This is a genomic window from Streptomyces sp. NPDC090077 (assembly GCF_044747545.1).
GTDB lineage: Bacteria > Actinomycetota > Actinomycetes > Streptomycetales > Streptomycetaceae > Streptomyces.
In genome coordinates this window covers 35829-57662 of record NZ_JBIVEG010000036.1, presented here as the reverse complement: position 1 = coordinate 57662, position 21834 = coordinate 35829, and the positions used below count along the sequence as shown (strand labels likewise).

Here is a 21834-nt window from a genome sequence, read left to right as displayed (position 1 = left end):
CCATCCGCAGTGCGACTGAACGATCTCGACGAACGCATCGTGCACGCCCTCGCCGAGGACGCCCGCCGCTCCTACGCGGACATCGGCTCCGAGGTCGGGCTCTCGGCCCCCGCCGTGAAACGGCGCGTGGACCGGCTGCGGGCCGAAGGCGCCATCACCGGCTTCACCGTCCGCGTGGACCCCGCCGCGATGGGCTGGGAGACCGAGGGCTTCATCGAGATCTACTGCCGCCACAACACCTCGCCGGACGACATCCGGCGAGGGCTGGAGCGGTACCCCGAGGTGGTGTCCGCGTCGACCGTCACCGGCGACGCGGACGCCCTCGTCCAGGTCTTCGCCTCCGACATGAGGCACTTCGAGCGCGTCCTGGAGCGCATCGCGGGCGAGCCCTTCGTGGAACGGACCAAGTCCGTCCTCGTCCTCAGCCCGCTCCTGCGCCGCTTCACCTCCGGCGCGCCCGCGTAACAGCAGTGCCGACGCCCCCGCCCGGTCACCGGACGGGGGCGTCGGCGTACGCGCGTACGCACGGCCAGGCGGCGCTGTCGGCGGGGCGTGCCACCATCGGGCCCATGAAGATCCAGATCCAGCCGCCGGCCGACCCGCACCTCTCGACCGCCTACGCCGACTGGGCCCGCGCCCACGCCCCCGGCACCGCGCCGGCCGCCGCCGCGCTGCTCGACGAGGCCCTCGGGACGCTCCACCGGGCCCACGAGAAGCCCGGCCGCTACGTCGACGGCCTGGAGCGGCTCGTCCGGGACCTGGATCCGGCCCACCTGCCCTGGTTCTGGGACACCATCGGCCACAGGCTCATCGCCTGGCACCTGCGCTCCGCCGCCCGCGCCTACGCCCTGGCCCGCAAGGCCGAGCGCACCCACCGCCTCCCCGTGGACCCCGACTGGCACCGGGCCAACCTCCTGCTCTTCGCCCGCGCCGGGGCCCTGCCCGCCACCGAGCTCAGCGGCCACCAGGCCTGGCTCGCCGCCGCCCTGGAGCCCGCCGCCGCGCACGAGGAGTACGTACGCGTCCTGCGCACCTGGGCCGCCTCACCCGGCGAACTCCCCGCCGACCTGGCCCGCCGCGTCCGGCTCTCGGCGCGCGCCGCCGGCCTCGACACCGCCGAGGAGGCCCGCGTCCTCGGCCTCGTCCTCGGCGCCGCCCGCGGGAAGGAGATCCCCGACCGGCTGCTGGACGCCGCCACCCCGCTGCTGACCGCCCACCCCCCGGCGGAAGAAGCCGCGGCCCTGCTCCTCGACCTCTTCCCCGAGAGCCGCGGCGACGCCTCCTCCTGGCTGCGCCTGCTCCTCGGCTCCGGCGCCGCCGAGGCCGCAGCCGCCGGCCGGACCGTCCCCGAGGGCGGCCTCACCGACTGGTTCTCCCGCTACGCCGGCCGCTACGCCCACGGCCGCAGCGGCGGCGGCGTCATGCGCCAGCCCATGCCCGCCGAACTCTTCGAGCTCCTCACCCTCTTCGCCCCCCGGCTGCGCGCCTCCGGCAGCCCGCTGCGGCTGCACGAGGACCGCTACACCTACCGCGGCCTGGACGCCGACCTGCTCGACGCCTGCCTCGCCGAGGGCATCGCCGTCCAGGACCCCGGCCCCGCCGTGGAACTGGTGTTCTGGGGCGCCCGCTCCCGCCGCGACCTCAAGGCCCTCGCCGCCGACCCGGTCTTCGGCCCCCGCCTGGAGGGCACCGTCCACGCCGGCCTGCGCGGCGGCGGCACCGCCATCGGCCGCCTCCCGCACAACGCGGGCATCGCCGCCGAGGTGCACGGCCGGATCGAGGGCCTGCTCGCCGCCCTGCGCGGCGGCGGCCTCGCCGCGGCCGACGAGGCCGTCGACGAGCTCGGCACCCTCCTCGACCGGCCCACCGCCCGCGCCCTCGACGGCATCGACGGGGCCCTCGCCGAACCGGACCTCACCGGCCCGCTCGGCCGCGCCCTGCGCGCCGGACTGCCCGAAGAGTACGGCTGGCCCGCCCTCGAAGAGGCCGTCACCGGCCTCGGCGGCCCCGACGCGGTCACCGGAGTCACCTGCACCTGGCCCCTCCTGACCGTCTACGGCCCCGACCGGGCCGTCACCGTCGACCACGCGGGCCCCCGCGCCTCCTGCACCTTCCGGCTCCCCGACGAAGCGACCGCACACACCGTGCACCACGTCGGCGGCGCCTTCCTGATCGGCTTCGGCACCACCCCCAAGGCCTCCTTCTGCGACCGGGCCTTCTGGGCCGACCACCCCGAGGACGTCTTCGAGCCCGAACAGCAGCTCGGCATGCGCCGCTACGGCGGCAGGGGAGACCTCGGCTACCACTTCGCGACCCCGGACGGCGGCGGCCGCCACGAAGGCGGCTCCGTTCTGCGCCCCGGCGGCCGCGAGGGCATCGGCTCCTACGACTCCCAGATGAGCGACGGCCGGCGCTACTGGAGCTCCGGCGGCGTCGGCCCACGGACCGGCCAGACCCTGACCCGCGTCCACCCGGAGACCGGCGCGGTGCTCGCCGACCCGACGCCCCCCGAGTTCCACGCCTCCGCCGTACTCCCGCCCGGCACCGAGCGGTTCAGCCAGTCCTGCCAGACCCTCGCCGTCCTCCCCGAAGGCGCCCCCGCCTCCCCGCTCGGCCAGGACGGCCGGCTCACCGGCTTCCGCGTCCTGCACCGCACCCCCTACGCCCGCCCCTCGCCCCGCGCGTTCCTGCTGGAGGGCGTCGACGGCCGCCGCGCCACCTACCGCAGCCGCCGCTTCGGCCGCGAGCCCTGGGCCGTCGTACGGATGCCCCGGGGCGGCGAGGACGGGGTGCTCGCCGGCCACGAGACCATCCGCTGCCACGCAGCCGAGGACAACTCCCTCCTGTGGCAGGTGCACGGCTTCCCCGGCTCCGACGAGCGCCGCACCCCCGGCTTCGGCGCGGGCGCGGGCCCCGTCCCGCCGCCCGCCTACTGGCACTTCCTGACCCCGCGCTGCGAGGCCTCCTCCCAGGCCCTGCGCACCGTCGACGACGCCGCCGTACGCGCCCTGCTCGACTCCGCCCTCGCCGGAGACCCGGCCCCCGCCCTGCCCGGCGGCCTCGAACCGCACGTCGCCGCCGGGACCGCCCGCGCCGCCCTGCTCGCCGCCGACGTCCTGCGCCGGCTGCGCGAGCTCGCCCGCCGGGTCGCCGTGATGCGGGCCGCGCCGGTCGTCTCCCTGCGCACCGAGGTCCCCGACGCGGTGCTCGCCCCCGCCCTCCACCCGCTGCTGCCCCACCGGCCCCGCTACCACCACGAGCCCGAGCCCGCCCGGCAGCCCGCGATGCTCACCGCCCTCGCCGCCGACGGGCGCCACCTGCGCGGCGAGATCGACGACGAGGTCCGCCTGCTGGCCCGGCCCGCCGTCCCCGAGCCCTGGGAGCCGCTGCTCGGCCGGATCGGCGCCGTCGCCTGGCGGGCCGCCGCCGCGACCACCCCCGACGAGGAGCGGACGGCGCTGGCCGCGCTGCTGGAGACCTGGAGCGGGCAGCCCTTCGCCGAGGCGGGCGGCACCTGGCGCACCGGCCGGGCCGGGGAGCGGCAGCTGGCCGCGCTCCGGGCCGCCGGATACGCCCTGGTCCCCGGGGCCGTCCGCGACGGGCGGGCCCCGTTCCTCCAGCGGGCCGAGGACCCCGCCCCCGAGGGCGCCGAGGACTGCGTGACCACCACCGTCGGGGACGCGGACAACGTACGCCTGCCCCGGCTGCTGGAGCTGCTCGCCGAGCGGGGCCCGCTCCCCGCGGAGCCCGCCGCCCGCGAGGCCTTCACCCGGCTGACCGGGGTCCGGGGCGCGGTCGCCGCCCTGGTCCTGGCGGGATTCCCGGCCCGCGAGGACCACGACGAGCACCTCAAGCTGCTGGCCGCAGCGCCCTTCAAGGCCAACAAGTCCCTCGCCGCGGAGTACGGGGAGCTGTCCCGGCGGCTCGGTGACGCGGGCCGCTGCGCCGTCCTCGCCGCCGGCCTGCCCGAGGACGTGGCCGACCTGTGGGAGCCCGCCGGGACCGTCCGGGCCGCCGAGCGGATGGCCGCCGTGTGGACCGGCCTGCTCGGCGCCGAGGAGCCCGTGGACGAGGAGCTGGCCGCCGCCCTGGAAGCGGAGCTGGGCCTGCCGCTGCCCTGGGCCCGGGCCCTGCCCGCCGGCCGGACCCCGGCCGCGGCCCCCTTCGGCGAGGAGGGCCTCGTCCTCGCCGGGAACCGGATGGGTGGGATCAACCTCCACCACGCCCGTCCCGACGGCACCGCCGGGCACTGGATCCACGCGGAGCCCGCCCACCACACCGCCGCCTCCGTGATCGCCTGGGCCCTGACGGAACGGCCCGTCGGCGACGCCGGTGCCCGGGGCGCCCTGGCCCTGTACGAGCGGCTCCGGGCCCAGCTCGACGGCCCGGACGCGCTCCTCCCCCTGGGCTCCTACTTCAAGGAGCTGGTCGCCGTCGCGGAGCACGACCCGGCGTTCACCCCGTACGAGGGGCCCGTACTGCCCTGCCCGGAGCCGCTGTGGGAGGGCGCCGCCGGGACCTCCACCGCCCTCGACGACGGGGTGTTCGTGGTGGCGGTGCCCAGCGGGGACGCCTTCCTGCGGGTCCCGGCCCTCGCCGACCCGGAGCGGCTGGAGCGGGCCGAACGGATCGCCTCCACCGTCCGGGAGGGCTACCTGCTGACCGTCCTGCGCCGGCACCGGGACCTCCTCGACGGCCTCGCCCGGCTGGCCGCCCGCGCCCGGGACACCCCGGTGCCCGAGGGCGGCCACGAGGCGAACCCGGCGCTGAGCGCCCCCGGGCTGGTCGCCGAGGCGGCCGCGGCGCTGGGGGTCGGCGCGGACGCCGCCGCCCTGTACCTCCAGCTGCTGGCCCTCGTCCGCCCGACGGACCGCGCCGTACGCCGCTGGAACGGCTGGACGGCGGCCCGGCACAAGGCCGCCCAGGCGGAGCTGGCGGCCTCGGGGGCGGTGGAGAGCGGCAAGCGGGCCCGCGCCGGACGCACCCTGTTCGTCCCCGGCCAGTGGACGGAGCTCAAGGCCCCGCACCTGCCCGTGGAGCACGCCAAGCTCGCCGCGCACCTGGCGCCGGTCTCCGGCACCACCCTCCACCCGCCGCTGCTGCGCCTGCTCGCCCCGCTGCCCCCGCACGAGCTCTTCGCCCGCGCCTGGGCCGCGACCGGCCGGTAGGGGAGGGCGGTACGGGCCCCGTCAGACCGCCAGGATCCGGCGGCGGCCGGCGGGGCCGGTCAGCGCGCGGCGCTCCTCCTCGGTCAGCCCGCCCCAGACACCGAAGGGCTCACGGGTGCGCAGGGCGTGCTCCAGACAGGCCGCACGGACCGGGCAGCGGGCGCAGACCTCCTTCGCCGCCCGGTCCCGGTCCTCGCGTTCCTCCCCCCGCTCACCGGCGGGGTGGAAGAAGCGGCCGGGGCCGAGCGCGCGGCAGGCGGCCCGGGCCTGCCACTGCCAGTGGTGCAGGGCGGCGCCGGGCAGGTGTGAGAGGTCGGTCATGTCGGCTCCTTCCAGTGGCCTCGCCCCGCGTGTGACCGCTGGGAGCCCGCTGAAACAGCCCGTCCGCAACCGGGAGCGCGGCGGCGGTCCGGACGACCGCTGATCTGCCGCGTGTTCATCGCCACGGCCGGCCTTCCGCCGCCCGCGCTCCCGTGACACCGACGCTACGGGGAACTCCGCCGGCACTCAATGAACCCTGTGTTAAAGCGTGTTACGGGAGGGGAGGTCCCCTACGGCTTCGGGGAGCGCACGCCGATGAACACCGGCTCCCGGCGCAGCGTGAAGCCCATCGACTCGTACAGCCGGATCGCGCCCGTGTTGCCCGCCGCCGCGTGCAGGAAGGGTAGCTCCCCGCGGTCCCGGACCACGGCGGCCACCGACCGGACCAGCCGGGCCGCCAGGCCCCGGCCGCGGAAGTCCGGGTGGGTGCACACCGCGCTGATCTCCGTCCAGCCCGGCGGCTTCATCCGCTCGCCGGCCATCGCCACGAGCCGGCCCTCGTGCCGGATCCCGAGATAGGTGCCCAGCTCGACGGTGCGGGGCAGGAAGGGGCCCGGCTCGGTCAGCTTCACCAGGGCCGTCATCTCCGCCACGTCCGCCGGACCGAGCCGGACCGCGTCCGGCGCGTGCTCCGCCCGCACCCCGCTGCCGTCCAGCTGGACCCCGGGGATGCTCAGCACCGTCTCCCAGCCCGGCGGCGGGGTCGGCAGGCCCGTCAGCCACACCTCCTCGCCGGGCCCGGCCAGCGCCGCCAGGTCCGCCCAGGACGCCGGATCCTCCGGGTCGGCCAGGGCTGCGAAGGGGTTCGCGTCGGGGACGTAGCGGGCGGCCCCGCTCCCCGAGTACTCGGCGAAGGCGCGGTGCGGGCCGTTGAGGGAGGCCCACACCGGGTTGTCGAGCGGGGAGGCGGGATTCTCGGCGGACATGTCGGTGCGGGATCCTTCCTGAGGGCCTTGGCGGTCGGGCGCAGGGTAAGCCCACGGGGCCCTGCTGAGCAGCCGCTTTTCCCGCGGCCGTCAGGTCCCGCAGCGGCCACCGCACCGGACCCCGCACGGGCCCGGGGGCCATCGGAAACCGGCCGCGCAACGAATCGCCGCACATCCGCCGGAACGCGCAACGAATCGATGCGCCCAGCGCAACGGTCACGGCTTGTCCGGATCGAACGCGCGAACGTACCGTTTTATGACCCCCACCCCACCTGTCACAGAGGTACGCCCATGCCCCCGCTGCGCACCGCACTCCTCCAGAGCTCCGGACGGCTCGGCGACACCGCCGAGAACCTGAAGCGGCTCGACGAGGCCGCGTCGCGCGCCGCACAGGGCGGGGCCGGGCTCCTCGTGACCTCGGAGATGTTCCTGACCGGCTACGCGCTGGACCTCCAGGAGGTGCCGGGGTACGCCGAACCGGCCGACGGCGAGTCCGCCCACGCCATCGCGGGCATCGCCCGCCGCCACGGGATCGCCGTCCTGTACGGCTACCCGGAGCGGGACGGCGACACCGTCTACAACTCGGCGCAGCTGATCGGCCCCGACGGCGCCCGGCTGGCGAACTACCGCAAGACCCACCTGTTCGGCGGCTTCGAACGGGACGCCTTCACCCCGGGCGACACCCCCGTCGTCCAGGCGGACCTGAACGGCCTCCGCGTCGGCATCATGATCTGCTACGACGTGGAGTTCCCCGAGAACGTACGGGCGCACGCGCTCGCCGGGACCGACCTCCTCCTGGTCCCGACCGCGCAGATGCACCCCTTCCAGTTCGTCGCCGAACAGCTGGTCCCCGTACGGGCCTTCGAGAACCAGATGTACGTCGCGTACGTCAACCGGACCGGCCCCGAGGGCGAGTTCGAGTTCGTCGGCCTCAGCTGCCTCGCCGCCCCCGACGGGGCCACCCGCACCCGTGCGGGCCGCGGCGAGGAAATGGTGTTCGGCGAGGTCGACCCCGAGCTCCTCGAGGCCTCGCGCGAGACCAACCCGTACCTGCGCGACCGCCGCCCGGGGCTCTACGCCTCCCTCGTCTGAGCCCTCCGCTCCGCCCGTTCCGCCCTCCCCGCCCTGCCTGCTCTGCCGCAAGGAGACGTGCCCCCATGACGTCCACGGTGCCCACCACCGCCGTTCCGCACAGCGACGGCCAGCCCCCGATCACCATGTTCGGGCCGGACTTCCCGTACGCCTACGACGACTTCCTCGCCCACCCGGCGGGCCTGGGCCAGATACCGGCGACCGAGCACGGCACCGAGGTCGCCGTCATCGGCGGCGGCCTGTCCGGCATCATCTCCGCCTACGAGCTGATGAAGATGGGCCTCAAGCCCGTCGTGTACGAGGCCGACCAGATCGGCGGCCGGCTGCGCACCGTCGGCTTCGAGGGCGCCGGCACCGAGGGCCTGACCGCGGAGATGGGCGCCATGCGCTTCCCGCCGTCCTCCACCGCGCTCCAGCACTACATCGACCTCGTGGGCCTGCACACCGAGCCCTTCCCGAACCCGCTGTCCGAGGCCACCCCCTCGACGGTCGTGGACCTCAAGGGCGAGACCCACTACGCCGAGACCATCGCCGACCTCCCGCAGGTCTACCGCGACGTCGCCGCCGCGTGGAACGCCTGCCTCGACGAGGGCGCCGACTTCTCCGACATGAACACCGCGATGCGCGAGCGGGACGTCCCGCGCATCCGCGAGATCTGGGCGAAGCTCGTCGAGAAGCTCGACGACGAGACCTTCTACGGCTTCCTCTGCAAGTCCGAGGCCTTCCAGTCCTTCCGCAAGCGCGAGATCTTCGGCCAGGTCGGTTTCGGCACCGGCGGCTGGGACACCGACTTCCCGAACTCCATCCTGGAGATCCTGCGCGTCGTCTACACCGAGGCGGACGACCACCACCGCGGCATCGTCGGCGGCTCCCAGCAGCTGCCGCTGCGCCTGTGGGAGCGCGAGCCCGAGAAGATCCTGCACTGGGCCCAGGGCACGTCCCTGTCCTCCCTGCACGACGGCACCCCGCGCCCCGCGGTCACCCGCCTGCACCGCACGGCCGGCAACCGCATCACCGTGACGGACGCCTCCGGCGACATCCGCACGTACCGCGCCGCGATCTTCACGGCCCAGTCGTGGATGCTGCTGTCGAAGATCGCGTGCGACGACACGCTCTTCCCGATCGACCACTGGACGGCGATCGAGCGCACCCACTACATGGAGTCCTCGAAGCTCTTCATCCCCGTGGACCGGCCGTTCTGGCTGGACAAGGACGAGGAGACGGGCCGCGACGTCATGTCGATGACCCTGACCGACCGCATGACCCGCGGCACCTACCTGCTGGACAACGGCCCGGACCAGCCCGCCGTCATCTGCCTCTCGTACACCTGGTGCGACGACAGCCTGAAGTGGCTTCCGCTGTCCGCGAACGAGCGGATGGAGGTCATGCTGAAGTCCCTCGGCGAGATCTACCCCAAGGTCGACATCCGCCGCCACATCATCGGCAACCCGGTGACCGTGTCGTGGGAGAACGAGCCCTACTTCATGGGCGCGTTCAAGGCCAACCTGCCGGGGCACTACCGCTACCAGCGCCGCCTGTACACGCACTTCATGCAGGACCGCCTGCCCGAGGACAAGCGCGGCATCTTCCTCGCGGGCGACGACATCTCCTGGACGGCCGGCTGGGCCGAGGGCGCGGTCCAGACGGCCCTGAACGCGGTCTGGGGCGTCATGCACCACCTCGGCGGGTCCACGGACGCCGCCAACCCGGGCCCGGGCGACGTCTTCGACGAGATCGCCCCGGTCGAACTCCCCGAGGACTGATCCTTCACGCGCCGCTCGCGCGGCTCGGCCCTGGCGGGCCTCCCCGGCTTCGCGCCGCTGCGCCGGACTCCGTCCGGCGGATGCGGAGCGGAGCCGGTTCGCGTTGCGGGGGCCGGTGGGTCGGGTGCAGGTGGTTGGCCGCTGCGCGGGGCTGAATCAGCCTCGCCGGCGTTTGAGGCGCGGGGTCTGGGGCGGAGCCCCAGGGAACGGTGGAAGGGCGGGTAGGGGACCTCGCCCCGCGCAGCGGCATGCCCGTCACGCGCAGCGGAACGTCACCAGAGAGACGGCCCGCACCGCGCAGCGGACCGGCCCGTCGGCGTGAGCAGGCAGCGGCATACCAGCCCCACCCCCGCGTCGAGGGACTCCTCGAACTCCTCGGCCAGGTCGGGCGAGCGCCGCAGGGTCCACAGCAGCCGCGCCGAGGCCCAGGCCCCCGCGCGGGCCCGCTCCAGGCTCCAGGAGCCCAGCAGATGGGTGAGCGGGTCGGCGACCTCCAGCAGGTCCGGGCCCGGCATCAGGTCCTCCCGGATGCGCTCCTCCAGGGAGACCAGGGTGTCGCCGACCCGGTGGAAGTCCGCTTCGAGGGCCGCCGGCGGGCAGTCCAGCACGCGGCAGGTGGACACCACCGCGAGGGCCAGGTCGTGCCCGATGTGGGCGTTGATCCCGGCCAGCGCGTGCTGGAGGGGCCGCACGCCCGGGTGGCGGCGGTACTGGAGCAGCGGGCGCCAGCAGGCCGGGGCCCGGTCCGCCTCCACCGCCGTCAGGTACCGCTCCGCGAACCGCACGGCCAGCGTCTCGGCCCGCCGGGGCGCCGGGAACTCGCCCTGGCCGATCCGCCGGTGCAGGGTCTGCGTCACGGTCATGTACACCCGGTTGAAGACGGCCACACCGTCCTGCGCGGGGAGCCGCTCGTCCAGGGCGCGCATCCGCGCGAGTACCGCTTCCATGGGAGGCAGCGTCCCAGCCGGGGCGGCCCGTGCGGGGAACTTGGCCGTGCGCTTCGCCGGTTCGGGCGAAGACCCGTCAACCCCGCTTGTCGCCCCCGGCGTCGGCGTCGTAGGCCGAGGTGCCGGAGTCCAGCAGCGGCTCCTGCTCCTTCAGGTGCGCCGGGGCGAAGTAGCGCAGCGTGTGGTAGCCGGTGATCACCACGATCGTGCCGAGGGCGATGCCGCCCAGCTCGAAGCTGTCGGTGAAGCGCAGCGTGACCCCGCCGACGCCGATGATGATGCCCGCCGCGGCCGGCACCAGGTTCAGCGGATTGCGCAGGTCCACCCGGCCGTTCAGCCAGATCTGCGCGCCGAGCAGGCCGATCATGCCGTACAGGATCACGGTGATGCCGCCCAGCACCCCGCCGGGGATCGCGGCCACGACGGCCCCGAACTTCGGGCAGAGGCCGAAGAGCAGGGCGAATCCGGCCGCCGCCCAGTAGGCCGCGGTGGAGTAGACGCGGGTGGCCGCCATGACGCCGATGTTCTCGGAGTACGTGGTGTTCGGCGGGCCGCCGACCGCGGTGGAGAGCATGGACGCGGCGCCGTCGGCGGCGATGGCGGTGCCGAGCTTGTCGTCGAGCGGGTCGCCGGTCATCTCGCCGACGGCCTTGATGTGCCCGGCGTTCTCGGCGATCAGGGCGATGACGACCGGCAGCGCGATCAGGATCGCCGACCACTCGAAGGACGGCGCGTGGAAGGACGGCAGGCCGATCCAGTCGGCCTTGCCGACGCCGGAGAGGTCGAGCCGCCAGTGGTCCACCGCCTCGGTGCCGCCCACCGGGGAGTGGATCTTGCCGAAGACCAGGTCGAAGACCCAGGAGACGGCGTACCCGAAGACCAGGCCCAGGAAGATCGCGATGCGCGACCAGAAGCCGCGCAGGCAGACCACCGCGAGCCCGGTGAACAGCATGGTCAGCAGCGCCGTCCACTGGTCCTGGGGCCAGTACGTCGAGGCCGTCACCGGCGCCAGGTTGAAGCCGATCAGCATCACGACCGCGCCCGTCACCACCGGCGGCATCGCCGCGTGGATGATCCGCGCCCCGAACCGCTGGACGGCCAGACCCGCGAGGAAGAGCGCCGCGCCGACGGTGAAGACCGCGCCGGTGACCACCGCGCTGTCCCCGCCGCCCGCCCGGATCGCCGCCGCGACGCCCACGAAGGAGAGCGAGCAGCCCAGGTAGGAGGGGACCCGGCCGCGGGTCGCCAGGAGGAAGATCACCGTCGCGACGCCCGACATCATGATCGCCAGGTTCGGGTCCAGGCCCATGAGGACCGGGGCGACGAAGCTGGCGCCGAACATCGCCACGACGTGCTGGGCGCCGAGCCCGGCGGTGCGCGGCCACGAGAGCCGCTCCTCGGGCCGCACCACCGCGCCGGGGGCGGGGGTCCGCCCGTCTCCGTGCAGGGTCCAGCGCACGCCGAAGCCCATGTCCCACCACTTCCGTTCCGTCGGCCGATCAAGCATCCTGGCCGCCTGCCGGTCGATCACCACGGAGATCACCGCAGCGGGCCAGCGGATATATTACGGCCGGATAGGAGCTGGTTCGTCCCGATTGGCGGCACCGGCCGCTCCCGACACCCGCCCGGGCCGCAGCACCCCCGCCCCCACGGTCAGCGCACACGCCAGCAGGGTGACCAGCCCGAAGGACACCACCAGAGAGCTGGCGTCCGCCACCGCCCCGATCGCCGACGGTGCGATCAGCCCCGAGGTGTACGTGATCGTCGCCACCCCGGCGATCGCCTGCGCCGGAGCCGGCCCGCTGCGCGCCGCCGCCGCGAAGGCCAGCGGCACCACCACCGCGATGCCGAGCCCGATCATCGCGAAGCCCGCCATGACCGCCGCCGGGTGCCGGACGCCGATCACCACCAGCCCGCCCGCGACGGCCAGTGCGCCGCCCGCCCGTACCGTACGCACCGCCCCGAACCGGTCCACCACCCGGTCCCCGGCCAGCCGGGCCACGGCCATGGTCAGGGCGAACGCGGTGGTGGAGGCGGCGGCCGGACCCGCCGCCGCGCCCAGCACGTCCCGCAGGTACACCGCCGACCAGTCCAGGCTCGCCCCCTCCGCGAAGACCGCGCAGAAGCCCACCCCGCCGATCAGCAGGGCCGCCCTCGGGGGCCGGGCGAAGCGCGGCGGGGCCTCCTCCCCGTGCCCGGCGCGCAGGTCCAGCACCCCGCGTACGGCGACCAGCCCGGCGGCGGTCAGCGCCAGCGCCGCGACCAGGTGGTGCAGCCGGGCGTCGGCCCCCGCGTGCGCGGCGACCGTACCGAGGGCCGAGCCCAGCAGCGCGCCCACGCTCCACATGCCGTGCAGCGAGGACATCACGGAGCGGCCGAGCCGGTTCTCCGTCTCCACGCCGAGGGCGTTCATCGCCACGTCCGACATCCCGGAGGTCGCCCCGTAGACGAAGAGCGCCCCGCACAGGGTCCACAGGTTCGGGGCCAGGCCCGGCAGGACCAGCGACAGGGTCCACAGGGCCAGCAGCCCGCGCAGGGCGGCGCGGGCGCCGAAGCGGTGGCTGATCCGCCCGGCCAGCGGCATCGCGAGCGCCGCGCCGAGGGCGGGGAAGGCGAGCGCCAGCCCCAGGGTGCCCGCGCCGAGCTGGGCGTGCTCCTGGATCCAGGGGATGCGGGTGGCGAAGGAGCCGGTGACGGCCCCGTGGACGCAGAAGACGGCGGCTATCGCGAAGCGGGCGCGGCGCAGGCGCGCCGGGCTGAGGTCCTGTTCCCCGGTCATGGACGTAAACTATCAGGGAGCCTGCCTGATAGTTAGAGTTCCCGCCTCCCTAAGATGGGCGCCGTGACCCCTGCCAAGGTGCTGACCCCCGCCGCGACGGCCCCGCCGTCCCCCGCCTCGCCGAGCACGGCCCGGGCCATCAACGACCGCCTCGCCCTCGGACTCCTCCAGGAGGAGGGGCCCCTGACGGCGGCCCAGCTCAAGCGGCTGACCGGGCTGTCCCGCCCCTCCGTCGCCGACCTCGTCGAACGGCTCGGCGAGGCCGGGCTGATCGAGGTCGTCGGGGAGTCCGGCGCACAGCGCCGGGGGCCCAACGCCCGCCTCTACGGGATCGTCGCCGGCCGCGCCCACCTGGCCGCCCTGGACGTACGGACCGACAGCGCGACCGCCGTGGTCACCGACCTCCTCGGCCGCCCCCTGGCCCGCGCCGCCCTGCCCGTCGACGCGGTCGGCGAGGCCGTGGCCCGGCTGGCGGAGCTGGCCCGGGAGGCCGGAGCCCGGGAACTGCACACCGTGGTCGTCGGCGCCCCCGGCCTGGTCGCCCCGGCGAGCGGCGAACTGCGCGACACCGGCGGCCTCCCCGCCTGGCACCGGGACCTGGTGGCCGCGCTCCAGGAGGGGCTGCCCGCCCGGGTGCTGGTGGAGAACGAGACCAACCTGGCGGCCCTCGCCGAGCAGCGCGTCGGCGCCGCCCGGGACCTGGACTCCTTCGTGCTGCTGTGGCTCGGCGCGGGCGTCGGCGCCGCCGTCGTCCTGGACGGGCGGCTGCGCCGGGGCGCCTCCGGCGGGGCCGGCGAGATCGGCTTCCTGCCCGTCCCCGGGACCGCGGGGCTGCCCTCCGCCACCGACTGCGCCGGCGGCTTCCACTCCCTGGCCGGACGCGCCGCGGTGGCCGCCCTGGCGGCGGAACACGGCTTCACCGGGCCCCCGGAGGAGGCGGTGGCCGGAGCGGCCGGGGAGGCCTTCCTCGACGCCCTCGCCGGCCGGCTCTCCCTCGGGGCGGCGGCCGTCGCCGCCGTCCTGGACCCGGGCTGCGTGGTCCTCGGCGGGGAGCTCGGCCGCGCGGGCGGCGACGCCCTGGCCGCCCGCGTCGCGGAGCGCCTGGCCGCCCTGACCCCCGTCCCGACCGAGGTCCGCGCCACCGGGCTGGGCGGCCCGGCCGTCCTGGAGGGGGCCCGCCTGGCCGCCCGGGCGGCCGCCCAGGACGAGCTGTTCGGCTGAGCCCCTCCCGGCTGAGCACTCCCGGCTGAGCCCCCCGGCTGAGCCCCCGGCTCACTTCCTCCGCTGGAGGAACTCCCCGAAGGTGATCCGGCCCACCGCCCGCCCGGGAGCCAGGTTCCCGCCGCGCCGGAAGCCCGCGTACGCCTTGCCCGCGAGCGGCAGCGGGACCACGCGCCGCCTGCTCCCGGTCGCCGCGAGGTAGGCGCGGCCCCAGTCCGCCAGCGTGCGGGTCTCCGGGCCGCCCATGTCGGGCACCCGGCCCGCCGGGACCGGCACGGCCAGCTCCGCGAGCCGGTCCGCCACCTCCTCGACGGCGACCGGCTGGACCCGTACGCCCCCGGGCAGCGGGACCACCGGCAGCTTCGCCGCCGTGGCCACCACCTGCGCCACCAGGTCGTGGAACTGGGTCGTGCGCAGGACGGTCACGCCCAGCCCGGAGTCCTCCAGCATCCGCTCCACCCGCCGCTTCACCGCGTAGTACCCGAGCGGCACCACGTCCACCCCGACGATCGAGATGTAGACGACGTTGGTGACGGTCCCGCTGCGCCGGGCCGCCGCGATCAGGTGCCGGGCCGCGAGGTCGTCGCCGCCGCGCGGCGAGCTGGCGCAGTGCACCACCACCTGCGCACCCGTCATCGCCGCGTCCAGCCCGCTGCCGTCCCGCAGGTCCACGGGGAATTCGGGGGAGTGCCGGCTCAGGACCCGGACCTCGTGGCCCCGGGCCCGCAGCCGGTCGACGACCAGTGCCCCGAGGTTTCCGGTGCCGCCGGTGACGAGGATCGTGCTCATGGGGGTGTCCTTCCGTGGGGAGTGCCTTCCCCCAGATGACAGAACAGGGCCGCGGAATGTGACGTGCCGCGCGCGGAGGGCCCGTACGCGCGAGGACCCGGTGGCCGCCGGGCCACCGGGTCCTCACCTCTGCTCAGTCACCGCGGGTCAGCAGGCGCCCTGGTCCTTCCAGACGCCCCACTGGCCGGTGGTGCCGGGCTCCTCGTTCTGGGTCCACCACTGGGCCTTCCAGGTGTGTCCCTTGTGCGAGACCACGTTCCCGGAGTTGTAGACCGTGCCCGCCACGTACGCCGGGGAGGTGCAGGTCCCGGGGGTGGTCGGCGGGGTCGTCGGGGGAGTGGTGGGCGGGGTGGTCGGCGGGGTCGTCGGAGGGGTGGTCGGAGGGGTGCTGCCGCCGCCCGGCTCGCCGGTGGTGGTGCCGCGCGCCAGGTCACCGGCGAGGGCGTAGGTGGTGCCGGAGATGTTCACCGTCCAGTTGGAGGGGGTGGACACCGGCAGGTAGTAGTTGAACGCCAGGTCGACCGAGGCGCCCGGGGCCAGCGTCTGCCAGGCCGGGAGCTTCAGGGAGACCCGCTGGAAGTCGCCCTTCAGGCCGCCGACGTTGTTGCCGGAGTGGCCGGTGGCGATGATCTTCGTACCGAAGCCGGACTGGTCCGAGGCGTTGGCCGGGGCCGAGGTGCCGTAGTCGAACTGGAACTCGGTGCCGCCGGGCAGCGTGGTCTTCGTGTTGTTGGTGATCTTGAGCTTCGGGGTGATCGGGTAGTTGGAGTCGCCCAGCTTGAACTCGGTGAACTCCGTCTTGATGTCCACGGCCTGCGTCGGCAGCGCGGTGGCGCCCGCCTTCTTCGCCCCGTACGGGGTGGCGGCCTTGAACTTGTCGTACATCAGCGAGGTGAGGGTGTCGCCCATCTCGTACTGGCCCTTGGCCGCGTTGTACGCGTAGTCGCCGGCCAGCTCCCAGACCATCGTGCCGCCGATGCCCTTGTCGACCACGTAGTCGGCCTTGGCGGCCACCGACTGCTCGTCCTCCGTGGAGAGGAAGACCTTCTTCTGGGCGTTCCACAGCCACGGCGCCACCAGCGTGGAGTCGTACTTGCGGGCGTAGGTGCCGGTCAGGGTGGTGTTCGCGGGGAAGCCGTACTTGGTGACGTAGTCGCCGACGACGCCCTTCTCCAGGTTCTTGGCGTGCCACATCGGGTTGGAGCCCGCCGGGGACTCGACCCCGTTGGTGTCCTTGTCGTGCCACAGGTTGTCGATGCCGACCGCGCCGTCGCCGCACTTGGTCAGACCGGCGCCCGCCGGGCAGCTGGTGGCCGGGGCCTTGCCCCACAGGCCGTCCGTGCCGCCCTGCACGTTCTTGAAGCCGCGGGTGTAGTACGGCAGGCCGATGTTGATCCGGCCCGACGGCATCGAACCGCGGAAGTAGTGGTAGGCCCAGTCGGTGTTGAGGTAGCCGACCCCGCCGTACTGGGAGGTGGAGTAGACGCCCGCGGCCGCCAGCTCGGCGTCCTTGCCGTCGTCGAAGAGGGAGGCGTTGGGGCCGACGTACTCGTTCCAGGCGCCGTGCAGGTCGTAGGACATGATGTTGACGTAGTCCAGGTACTGCTGCATCTGGAACGTCTCCATGCCCCGCAGCAGGTAGCCGGAGGAGGGGGCGGCGACCGAGAGCAGGTAGTGCTTGCCGTCGGCGGCGCCCGCGCGGTCGAGCTTCTCGCGCAGCGTCTTCATGAGGACGTCGTAGCCCTTGACCAGGCCGGCGCGGCGGGCGTTGGACAGCTGCCAGTCCAGCGGGTTGCCCGCGTCCTTCATGGTGGTCGGGTACTCGTAGTCGATGTCGACGCCGTTGAACCCGTACTTGCGGATGAACTCGACGGAGGAGTCCGCGAAGGTGTTGATGCCGGCCGTGTTCACCGAGCCGTCGGCGTTGGTGGCCATCGAGTAGAAGCCGCCGGAGGCGACCCGGTTGCCGTCGTCGCCGAAGTAACCGCCGGTCTCGGCCCAGCCGCCGACCGAGATCAGCGTCTTCACGTTCGGGTACTGCTTCTTGAACTTGTTCAGCAGGTTGAAGTGGCCCTTGTAGGGGAGGGCCGGGTCCATCTCGGCCCCCGCGACGCCCGGCCAGGTCATCCCGGTGGCGGCGTTGTTCGCGTTGTCCGCGCCGACCGAGAGCTTGTTGTCGGCGCCGACGTGGGCGAAGGCGTAGTTCAGGTGGGTGACCTTGGACCACGGGATGTTGTTGGCGAGGTAGGCGGGGCTGCCGTCCTTGCCGGTGCGCCAGCCGGTGAAGTATCCGATGACGCGGCGCTGGTGGTCGGCGCCCATCTTCTCGCGGCCTTCGGTGTCGTAGACCGAGCAGTACGGGACGTCGACGCCGGTGGTCTTGTAGAGCCCGTCCGGGCGACAGGACTCGTTGTCGGCGGCGTGCGAGACGCCGGTCGAGAGCCCGCCGACCAGCAGTCCGGCGATCGTGGCGCCGGATGCCAGGAGCATCGCTCTCGTACGTGTGGGGGACGGCATGGTGCCTCCTGGGGAGGGGAGGATGGCAGGGCCAACGTGCGGCAACAGGCAGGAAGGTGGCGCTGGTTGACCCGTGACGTGCGCACGTCGGCGGGCCGGCTCCCGGGGAAGATGAAGGGAACGTTAAAAGGACTAGACCAACCCGTCAATAGGTCTGGACCAAAGCCGCGCAGGGCGAGATCGGGACACAGGTGGCGCAAGAGGAGCGCTCGAGAGCGGCACTCCTGTGAGCCAGGCCACAGCGCTTCACCCGCATGGCCCCCGATCGCCCGTGGCACACTGGCCCTAGTACCAGTAGCAGCGCACTCCGGGGTCGGTGTAATTCCGAACCGGCGGTATAGTCCGCGACCCGTCCGCATCCAGCGGCCGGTTGACCAGGTGAAATTCCTGGACCGACGGTTAAAGTCCGGATGGGAGGCAGTGCGCGGCGGGCCAGTCACCGGTACGCCGCCGTCGGCGGTCCATCGGCGTATTCCCAGCGGATACGTGTCGGACGGACCGTGTTGTCCGGCCTCGGCGTCCCCGCGTGCGCTACCCGCTTCATCTGTCGTATCCCGACAGGCCCCGGAGTCCGTGCCCGATGAGGCAGGAGGACCCGGTGGCGATACACGCCGCGCAGGCAGCACCCGACCCGAGCATCACCGCGATGCGCCGGGCCATCGAGCTGGCCTCCCGCGGACTCGGCTCCACCAGCCCCAACCCCGTCGTCGGCTGCGTCATCACCGACCCCGCGGGCGCCGTCGTCGGCGAAGGCTGGCACCAGCGGGCCGGAGGCCCCCACGCCGAGGTCCACGCCCTGCGCGCGGCGGGAGACGCCGCCCGCGGCGGCACCGCCTACGTCACCCTCGAACCCTGCAACCACACCGGGCGCACGGGCCCCTGCGCCCAAGCCCTCGTCGAGGCCGGCATCACCCGCGTGGTCTACGCCGTCTCCGACCCGAACCCGCAGGCCAGCGGTGGCGGAGCCACCCTCCGTGCCGCCGGGATCGCCACCGAGGCGGGGCTCCTGGCCGACGAGGCCGAGCAGGGCAACACCGCCTGGCTGACCTCCGTACGCCTGGGCCGGCCGCACGTCACCTGGAAGTACGCCGCCACCCTCGACGGCCGCAGCGCCGCCGAGGACGGCAGCAGCCGCTGGATCACCTCCCCGGAGTCCCGCGCCGACGTCCACCGGCTGCGCGCCGAGGCCGACGCGGTCCTCGTCGGCGGCGGCACCCTGCGCGCCGACGACCCCCACCTCGCGGTCCGGGGCGTCGACGGAGCCGTCCAGCCGCTGCGCGTCGCCCTCGACACCCGCGCCGGCCTCCCGGCCACCGCCCGCATCCTCGACGGCGCCGGCCCCACCCTGATCGTCACCGGGGAGGACGCCGACACCGCGCACCTGCCCGGCACCGAGGTGCTGCGGCTGCCCCTGCGCGACGGCCGCCTCCCCCTCGACCGGCTCCTCGCCGAGCTGTACGGGCGCGGAGTGCGCTCCGTCCTCCTCGAAGGCGGCCCCACCCTCGCCGGAGCCTTCCTGGAAGCAGGGGCCGTGGACCGCGTCGTCGGCTACATCGCCCCGGCCCTCCTCGGCGCCGGCCCCGCCGCCCTCGCGGGCGCGGGCATCACGAACATCGCCCACGCGGTACGCCTCGACATCACCGAGGCCGTCCGCACCGGCCCCGATCTGCGCATCACCGCCGTTCCCGCCAACGCCCACAAGGAGCACTGAGTGTTCACCGGAATCGTCGAAGAACTGGGCGAGGTCACCGCCGTCGAGCAGCTCGCCGACGCCTCCCGCTTCCGCCTGCGCGGCCCCGTCGTCACCGAGGGCGCCAAGCACGGCGACTCGATCGCGGTCAACGGCGTCTGCCTGACCGTGGTGGAGACCGAGGACGGCGAGTTCACCGCCGACGTCATGCAGGAGACCCTCGACCGCTCCAGCCTCGGCGCCCTCGCCGCCGGTTCCAGGGTCAACCTGGAGCGCCCCATGGCCCTCGGCGGACGGCTCGGCGGCCACCTCGTCCAGGGCCACGTGGACGGCACCGGCCGGATCGTCTCCCGCACCCCCTCGGAGCACTGGGAGATCGTCAAGGTCTCGCTGCCGGAGAACCTCGCAAGGTACGTCGTAGAGAAGGGCTCTATCACTGTGGACGGCGTCAGCCTCACCGTGGTCGAGGCCGCCGCCGACTACTTCACCATCAGCCTCATCCCCACCACCCTCGCGCTGACCACCCTCGGCATCAAGCAGAGCGGCGACCCGGTCAACCTCGAGGTCGACGTCCTCGCGAAGTACGTCGAGCGCCTGCTGGCCGCCGGCGTGAACCCCCTCCACGCGAAGGAGACGGAGCAGTGACCGCCCTGACCTGGCTCAACACCCAGGCCTTCGAGGTGTTCGGCCAGAAGGTCATCTGGTCCGACATGATCGGCAACCTGATGGGCCTGGCCGCCCTCGCCCTCGGCTGGCGCCGCTCCATATGGACCTGGCCCGCCCAGCTCCTCTCCGGCCTGATCCTGGTCGCCGCCTACGCCTCCGCCCACCTCGCGGGCGGCGTCGGCAAGCAGCTCCTGGTGATCGCGGTCGCCGTCTGGGGCTGGCGCGCCTGGCAGCTCGGCCGGCAGAAGGCCCAGGACGGCTCCATCGCCGTCCGCACCGCCACCTGGAAGGAGCGCGGCCTGCTCCTCGCCGGGGCGGCCGCCGGAACCCTCGCCGTGGGCGGCCTGTTCACCCTCTTCCCGGACCTGTCGTGGAGCCCGTGGGCCGACGCCTACATCTTCGTCGGCACGATCGTGGCGATGGTGGCCCAGGCCCGCGGCCTGGTCGAGTTCTGGTTCGCCTGGCTCCTCGTCGACCTCGTCGGCGTCCCCCTCGCCTTCAACAGCGGCCTGGCCTTCTCCGGCCTCGTCTACGTCGTCTACTTCGCGCTCGTCCTGTGGGGCGCCTACGACTGGTACCAGCGCTCGCGCACCACCCCCGCCACGGTTCTCGAAGGAGCAACGGCATGACCACCATCCTCAAGTCCGTGCCGGACCCGGCCGAGCAGGCCGCCCAGGAGACCTTCCGCCTCGACCCCGTCGAGCAGGCCATCCGCGACATCGCCGCCGGCCGCCCCGTGGTCGTCGTCGACGACGAGGACCGCGAGAACGAGGGCGACCTCGTCATCGCGGCCGAGAAGGCCACCCCCGAGATCGTCGCGTTCATGATGAGCGAGTGCCGGGGCCTGATCTGCGCACCGATGGAGGGCCCCGAGCTGGAGCGCCTGGAGCTCCCGCAGATGGTCCAGAACAACACCGAGTCGATGAAGACGGCCTTCACCGTCTCCGTCGACGCCACCGCCGCGCACGGCGTCACCACCGGCATCTCCGCCGCCGACCGCGCCACCACCCTGCGCCTGCTGGCCAACGGGACCTCCGAGCCCGGCGACTTCGTCCGCCCCGGCCACATCTTCCCGCTGCGCGCCAAGCCCGGCGGCGTCCTGGTCCGCAACGGCCACACCGAGGCCGCCGTCGACCTCGCCCGCCTCGCGGGCCTGCGCCCGGCCGGCGCCATCGTGGAGATCGCCGGCGAGGACGGGGTCATGCTCCGGCTGCCCGAGCTGATCCCCTTCGCCCGCAAGCACGGCCTGACGATCATCTCCATCGAGGACCTGATCGCCTACCGCCGCTCCGCCGAGCCGACCGTGCGCCGCGAGGCCGAGGTCAGCCTGCCCACCGCCGCCGGCGAGTTCACGGCGTACGGCTACCGCTCCACCGCCGACGGCGTCGAGCACGTCGCCCTCGTCCACGGCGAGGTCGGCGACGGCGAGGACGTCCTGGTCCGGATGCACTCCGAATGCCTGACCGGCGACATCTTCCAGTCCCAGCGCTGCGACTGCGGCCCCCAGCTCCAGGCCGCCATGGCCCGCATCCAGGCCGAGGGCCGCGGCGTGGTCGTCTACCTGCGCGGGCACGAGGGCCGCGGCATCGGACTGCTGTCCAAGCTGCGCGCCTACGAGCTCCAGGAGCGCGGCCGCGACACCCTGGACGCCAACCTGGAACTCGGCCTGCCCGCCGACGCCCGCGACTACGGGGCCGGCGCCCAGATGCTCGCCGACCTCGGCGTCCGCAGCGTCCGGCTGCTGACCAACAACCCCGACAAGTCGGCCGCCCTGGTCCGCCACGGCATCGCCGTCAGCGGCCGGGAGGCCATGCCCGTCGAGGCCGGCGAGCACAACCTGCGGTACCTGCGCACCAAGCGGGACCGGATGGGCCACGACCTGCCCTGGCTGGAGGGTGCCGTACCCACCTCCGCCTGCGGCAACCAGTAACCAGTAACCAGTCACCACCAACCAC

Annotated in this window: 16 protein-coding genes and 1 riboswitch; of the genes, 9 read left to right on the top strand and 7 right to left on the bottom strand. The window is 74.2% G+C overall.

Annotation, left to right across the window (positions count from 1 at the left end):
- Positions 1 to 9 precede the first annotated feature (9 nt).
- On the top strand, positions 10 to 465 hold the full coding sequence (locus tag ACIPW5_RS35205; protein ID WP_007262967.1) for an Lrp/AsnC family transcriptional regulator: 456 nt from the start codon (positions 10 to 12) through the stop codon (positions 463 to 465).
- Between the two features lie 104 nt (positions 466 to 569).
- Entirely contained in the window at positions 570 to 5168 is a 4599-nt protein-coding gene (locus ACIPW5_RS35200) for a hypothetical protein (protein ID WP_401254048.1), read from the top strand.
- Between the two features lie 21 nt (positions 5169 to 5189).
- Here the strand turns inward: ACIPW5_RS35200 and ACIPW5_RS35195 are convergent, their stop codons facing one another.
- Complete coding sequence (locus tag ACIPW5_RS35195; protein WP_401254045.1) at positions 5190 to 5489, bottom strand: WhiB family transcriptional regulator; 300 nt, start codon at positions 5487 to 5489, stop codon at positions 5190 to 5192.
- 230 nt (positions 5490 to 5719) lie between these two features.
- Positions 5720 to 6415, bottom strand: coding sequence for a GNAT family N-acetyltransferase (locus tag ACIPW5_RS35190; protein ID WP_401254042.1), 696 nt, complete (start codon positions 6413 to 6415; stop codon positions 5720 to 5722).
- A gap of 291 nt (positions 6416 to 6706) precedes the next feature.
- Here ACIPW5_RS35190 and ACIPW5_RS35185 point away from each other — a divergent pair, with 291 nt between their 5' ends.
- The gene (locus tag ACIPW5_RS35185) at positions 6707 to 7507 is read left to right on the top strand and encodes a carbon-nitrogen hydrolase family protein (RefSeq protein WP_401254039.1); all 801 of its coding nucleotides are present in this window, start codon (positions 6707 to 6709) and stop codon (positions 7505 to 7507) included.
- Positions 7508 to 7572: 65 nt separating this feature from the next.
- A complete protein-coding gene (locus ACIPW5_RS35180) occupies positions 7573 to 9270 on the top strand; it encodes a flavin monoamine oxidase family protein (protein ID WP_401254036.1) in 1698 nt (565 codons plus the stop codon).
- A gap of 272 nt (positions 9271 to 9542) precedes the next feature.
- Here ACIPW5_RS35180 and ACIPW5_RS35175 read toward each other — a convergent pair whose 3' ends face one another.
- From ACIPW5_RS35175 to ACIPW5_RS35165, 3 genes are all read right to left on the bottom strand, one after another.
- On the bottom strand, positions 9543 to 10217 hold the full coding sequence (locus ACIPW5_RS35175) for a DUF5995 family protein (protein WP_401254034.1): 675 nt from the start codon (positions 10215 to 10217) through the stop codon (positions 9543 to 9545).
- A gap of 76 nt (positions 10218 to 10293) precedes the next feature.
- Complete coding sequence (locus ACIPW5_RS35170; RefSeq protein WP_401254073.1) at positions 10294 to 11688, bottom strand: uracil-xanthine permease family protein; 1395 nt, start codon at positions 11686 to 11688, stop codon at positions 10294 to 10296.
- A gap of 93 nt (positions 11689 to 11781) precedes the next feature.
- The gene (locus ACIPW5_RS35165) at positions 11782 to 12996 is read right to left on the bottom strand and encodes an MFS transporter (protein WP_401254031.1); all 1215 of its coding nucleotides are present in this window, start codon (positions 12994 to 12996) and stop codon (positions 11782 to 11784) included.
- Between the two features lie 54 nt (positions 12997 to 13050).
- Between ACIPW5_RS35165 and ACIPW5_RS35160 the strand changes: the two genes are divergently transcribed.
- Complete coding sequence (locus ACIPW5_RS35160) at positions 13051 to 14217, top strand: ROK family protein (RefSeq protein ID WP_401254029.1); 1167 nt, start codon at positions 13051 to 13053, stop codon at positions 14215 to 14217.
- Positions 14218 to 14268: 51 nt separating this feature from the next.
- Here ACIPW5_RS35160 and ACIPW5_RS35155 read toward each other — a convergent pair whose 3' ends face one another.
- Positions 14269 to 15006 (bottom strand): SDR family oxidoreductase, encoded by a 738-nt coding sequence (locus tag ACIPW5_RS35155; protein ID WP_401254026.1) that lies wholly within the window; start codon positions 15004 to 15006, stop codon positions 14269 to 14271.
- 147 nt (positions 15007 to 15153) lie between these two features.
- Positions 15154 to 17523: a chitinase C-terminal domain-containing protein gene (locus tag ACIPW5_RS35150; protein ID WP_401254023.1), complete on the bottom strand. Its 2370-nt coding sequence runs from the start codon at positions 17521 to 17523 to the stop codon at positions 15154 to 15156.
- Positions 17524 to 17821: 298 nt separating this feature from the next.
- Positions 17822 to 17951: riboswitch (FMN riboswitch) on the top strand.
- 152 nt (positions 17952 to 18103) lie between these two features.
- Between ACIPW5_RS35150 and ribD the strand changes: the two genes are divergently transcribed.
- The 4 genes from ribD to ACIPW5_RS35130 are packed head-to-tail and all read left to right on the top strand — an operon-like array spanning position 18104 to position 21809.
- Positions 18104 to 19234 (top strand): bifunctional diaminohydroxyphosphoribosylaminopyrimidine deaminase/5-amino-6-(5-phosphoribosylamino)uracil reductase RibD, encoded by a 1131-nt coding sequence (gene ribD / locus ACIPW5_RS35145; RefSeq protein WP_401254020.1) that lies wholly within the window; start codon positions 18104 to 18106, stop codon positions 19232 to 19234.
- Entirely contained in the window at positions 19235 to 19858 is a 624-nt protein-coding gene (locus ACIPW5_RS35140) for a riboflavin synthase (protein ID WP_401254018.1), read from the top strand.
- On the top strand, positions 19855 to 20508 hold the full coding sequence (locus ACIPW5_RS35135) for a nicotinamide riboside transporter PnuC (protein ID WP_401254015.1): 654 nt from the start codon (positions 19855 to 19857) through the stop codon (positions 20506 to 20508). The genes ACIPW5_RS35140 and ACIPW5_RS35135 overlap by 4 nt, the downstream gene beginning before the upstream one ends.
- Positions 20505 to 21809, top strand: a complete 1305-nt coding sequence (locus ACIPW5_RS35130; RefSeq protein ID WP_401254012.1) for a bifunctional 3,4-dihydroxy-2-butanone-4-phosphate synthase/GTP cyclohydrolase II — start codon at positions 20505 to 20507, stop codon at positions 21807 to 21809. Before ACIPW5_RS35135 ends, ACIPW5_RS35130 begins: the two co-directional genes overlap by 4 nt.
- The last annotated feature ends 25 nt before the right edge of the window (positions 21810 to 21834 follow it).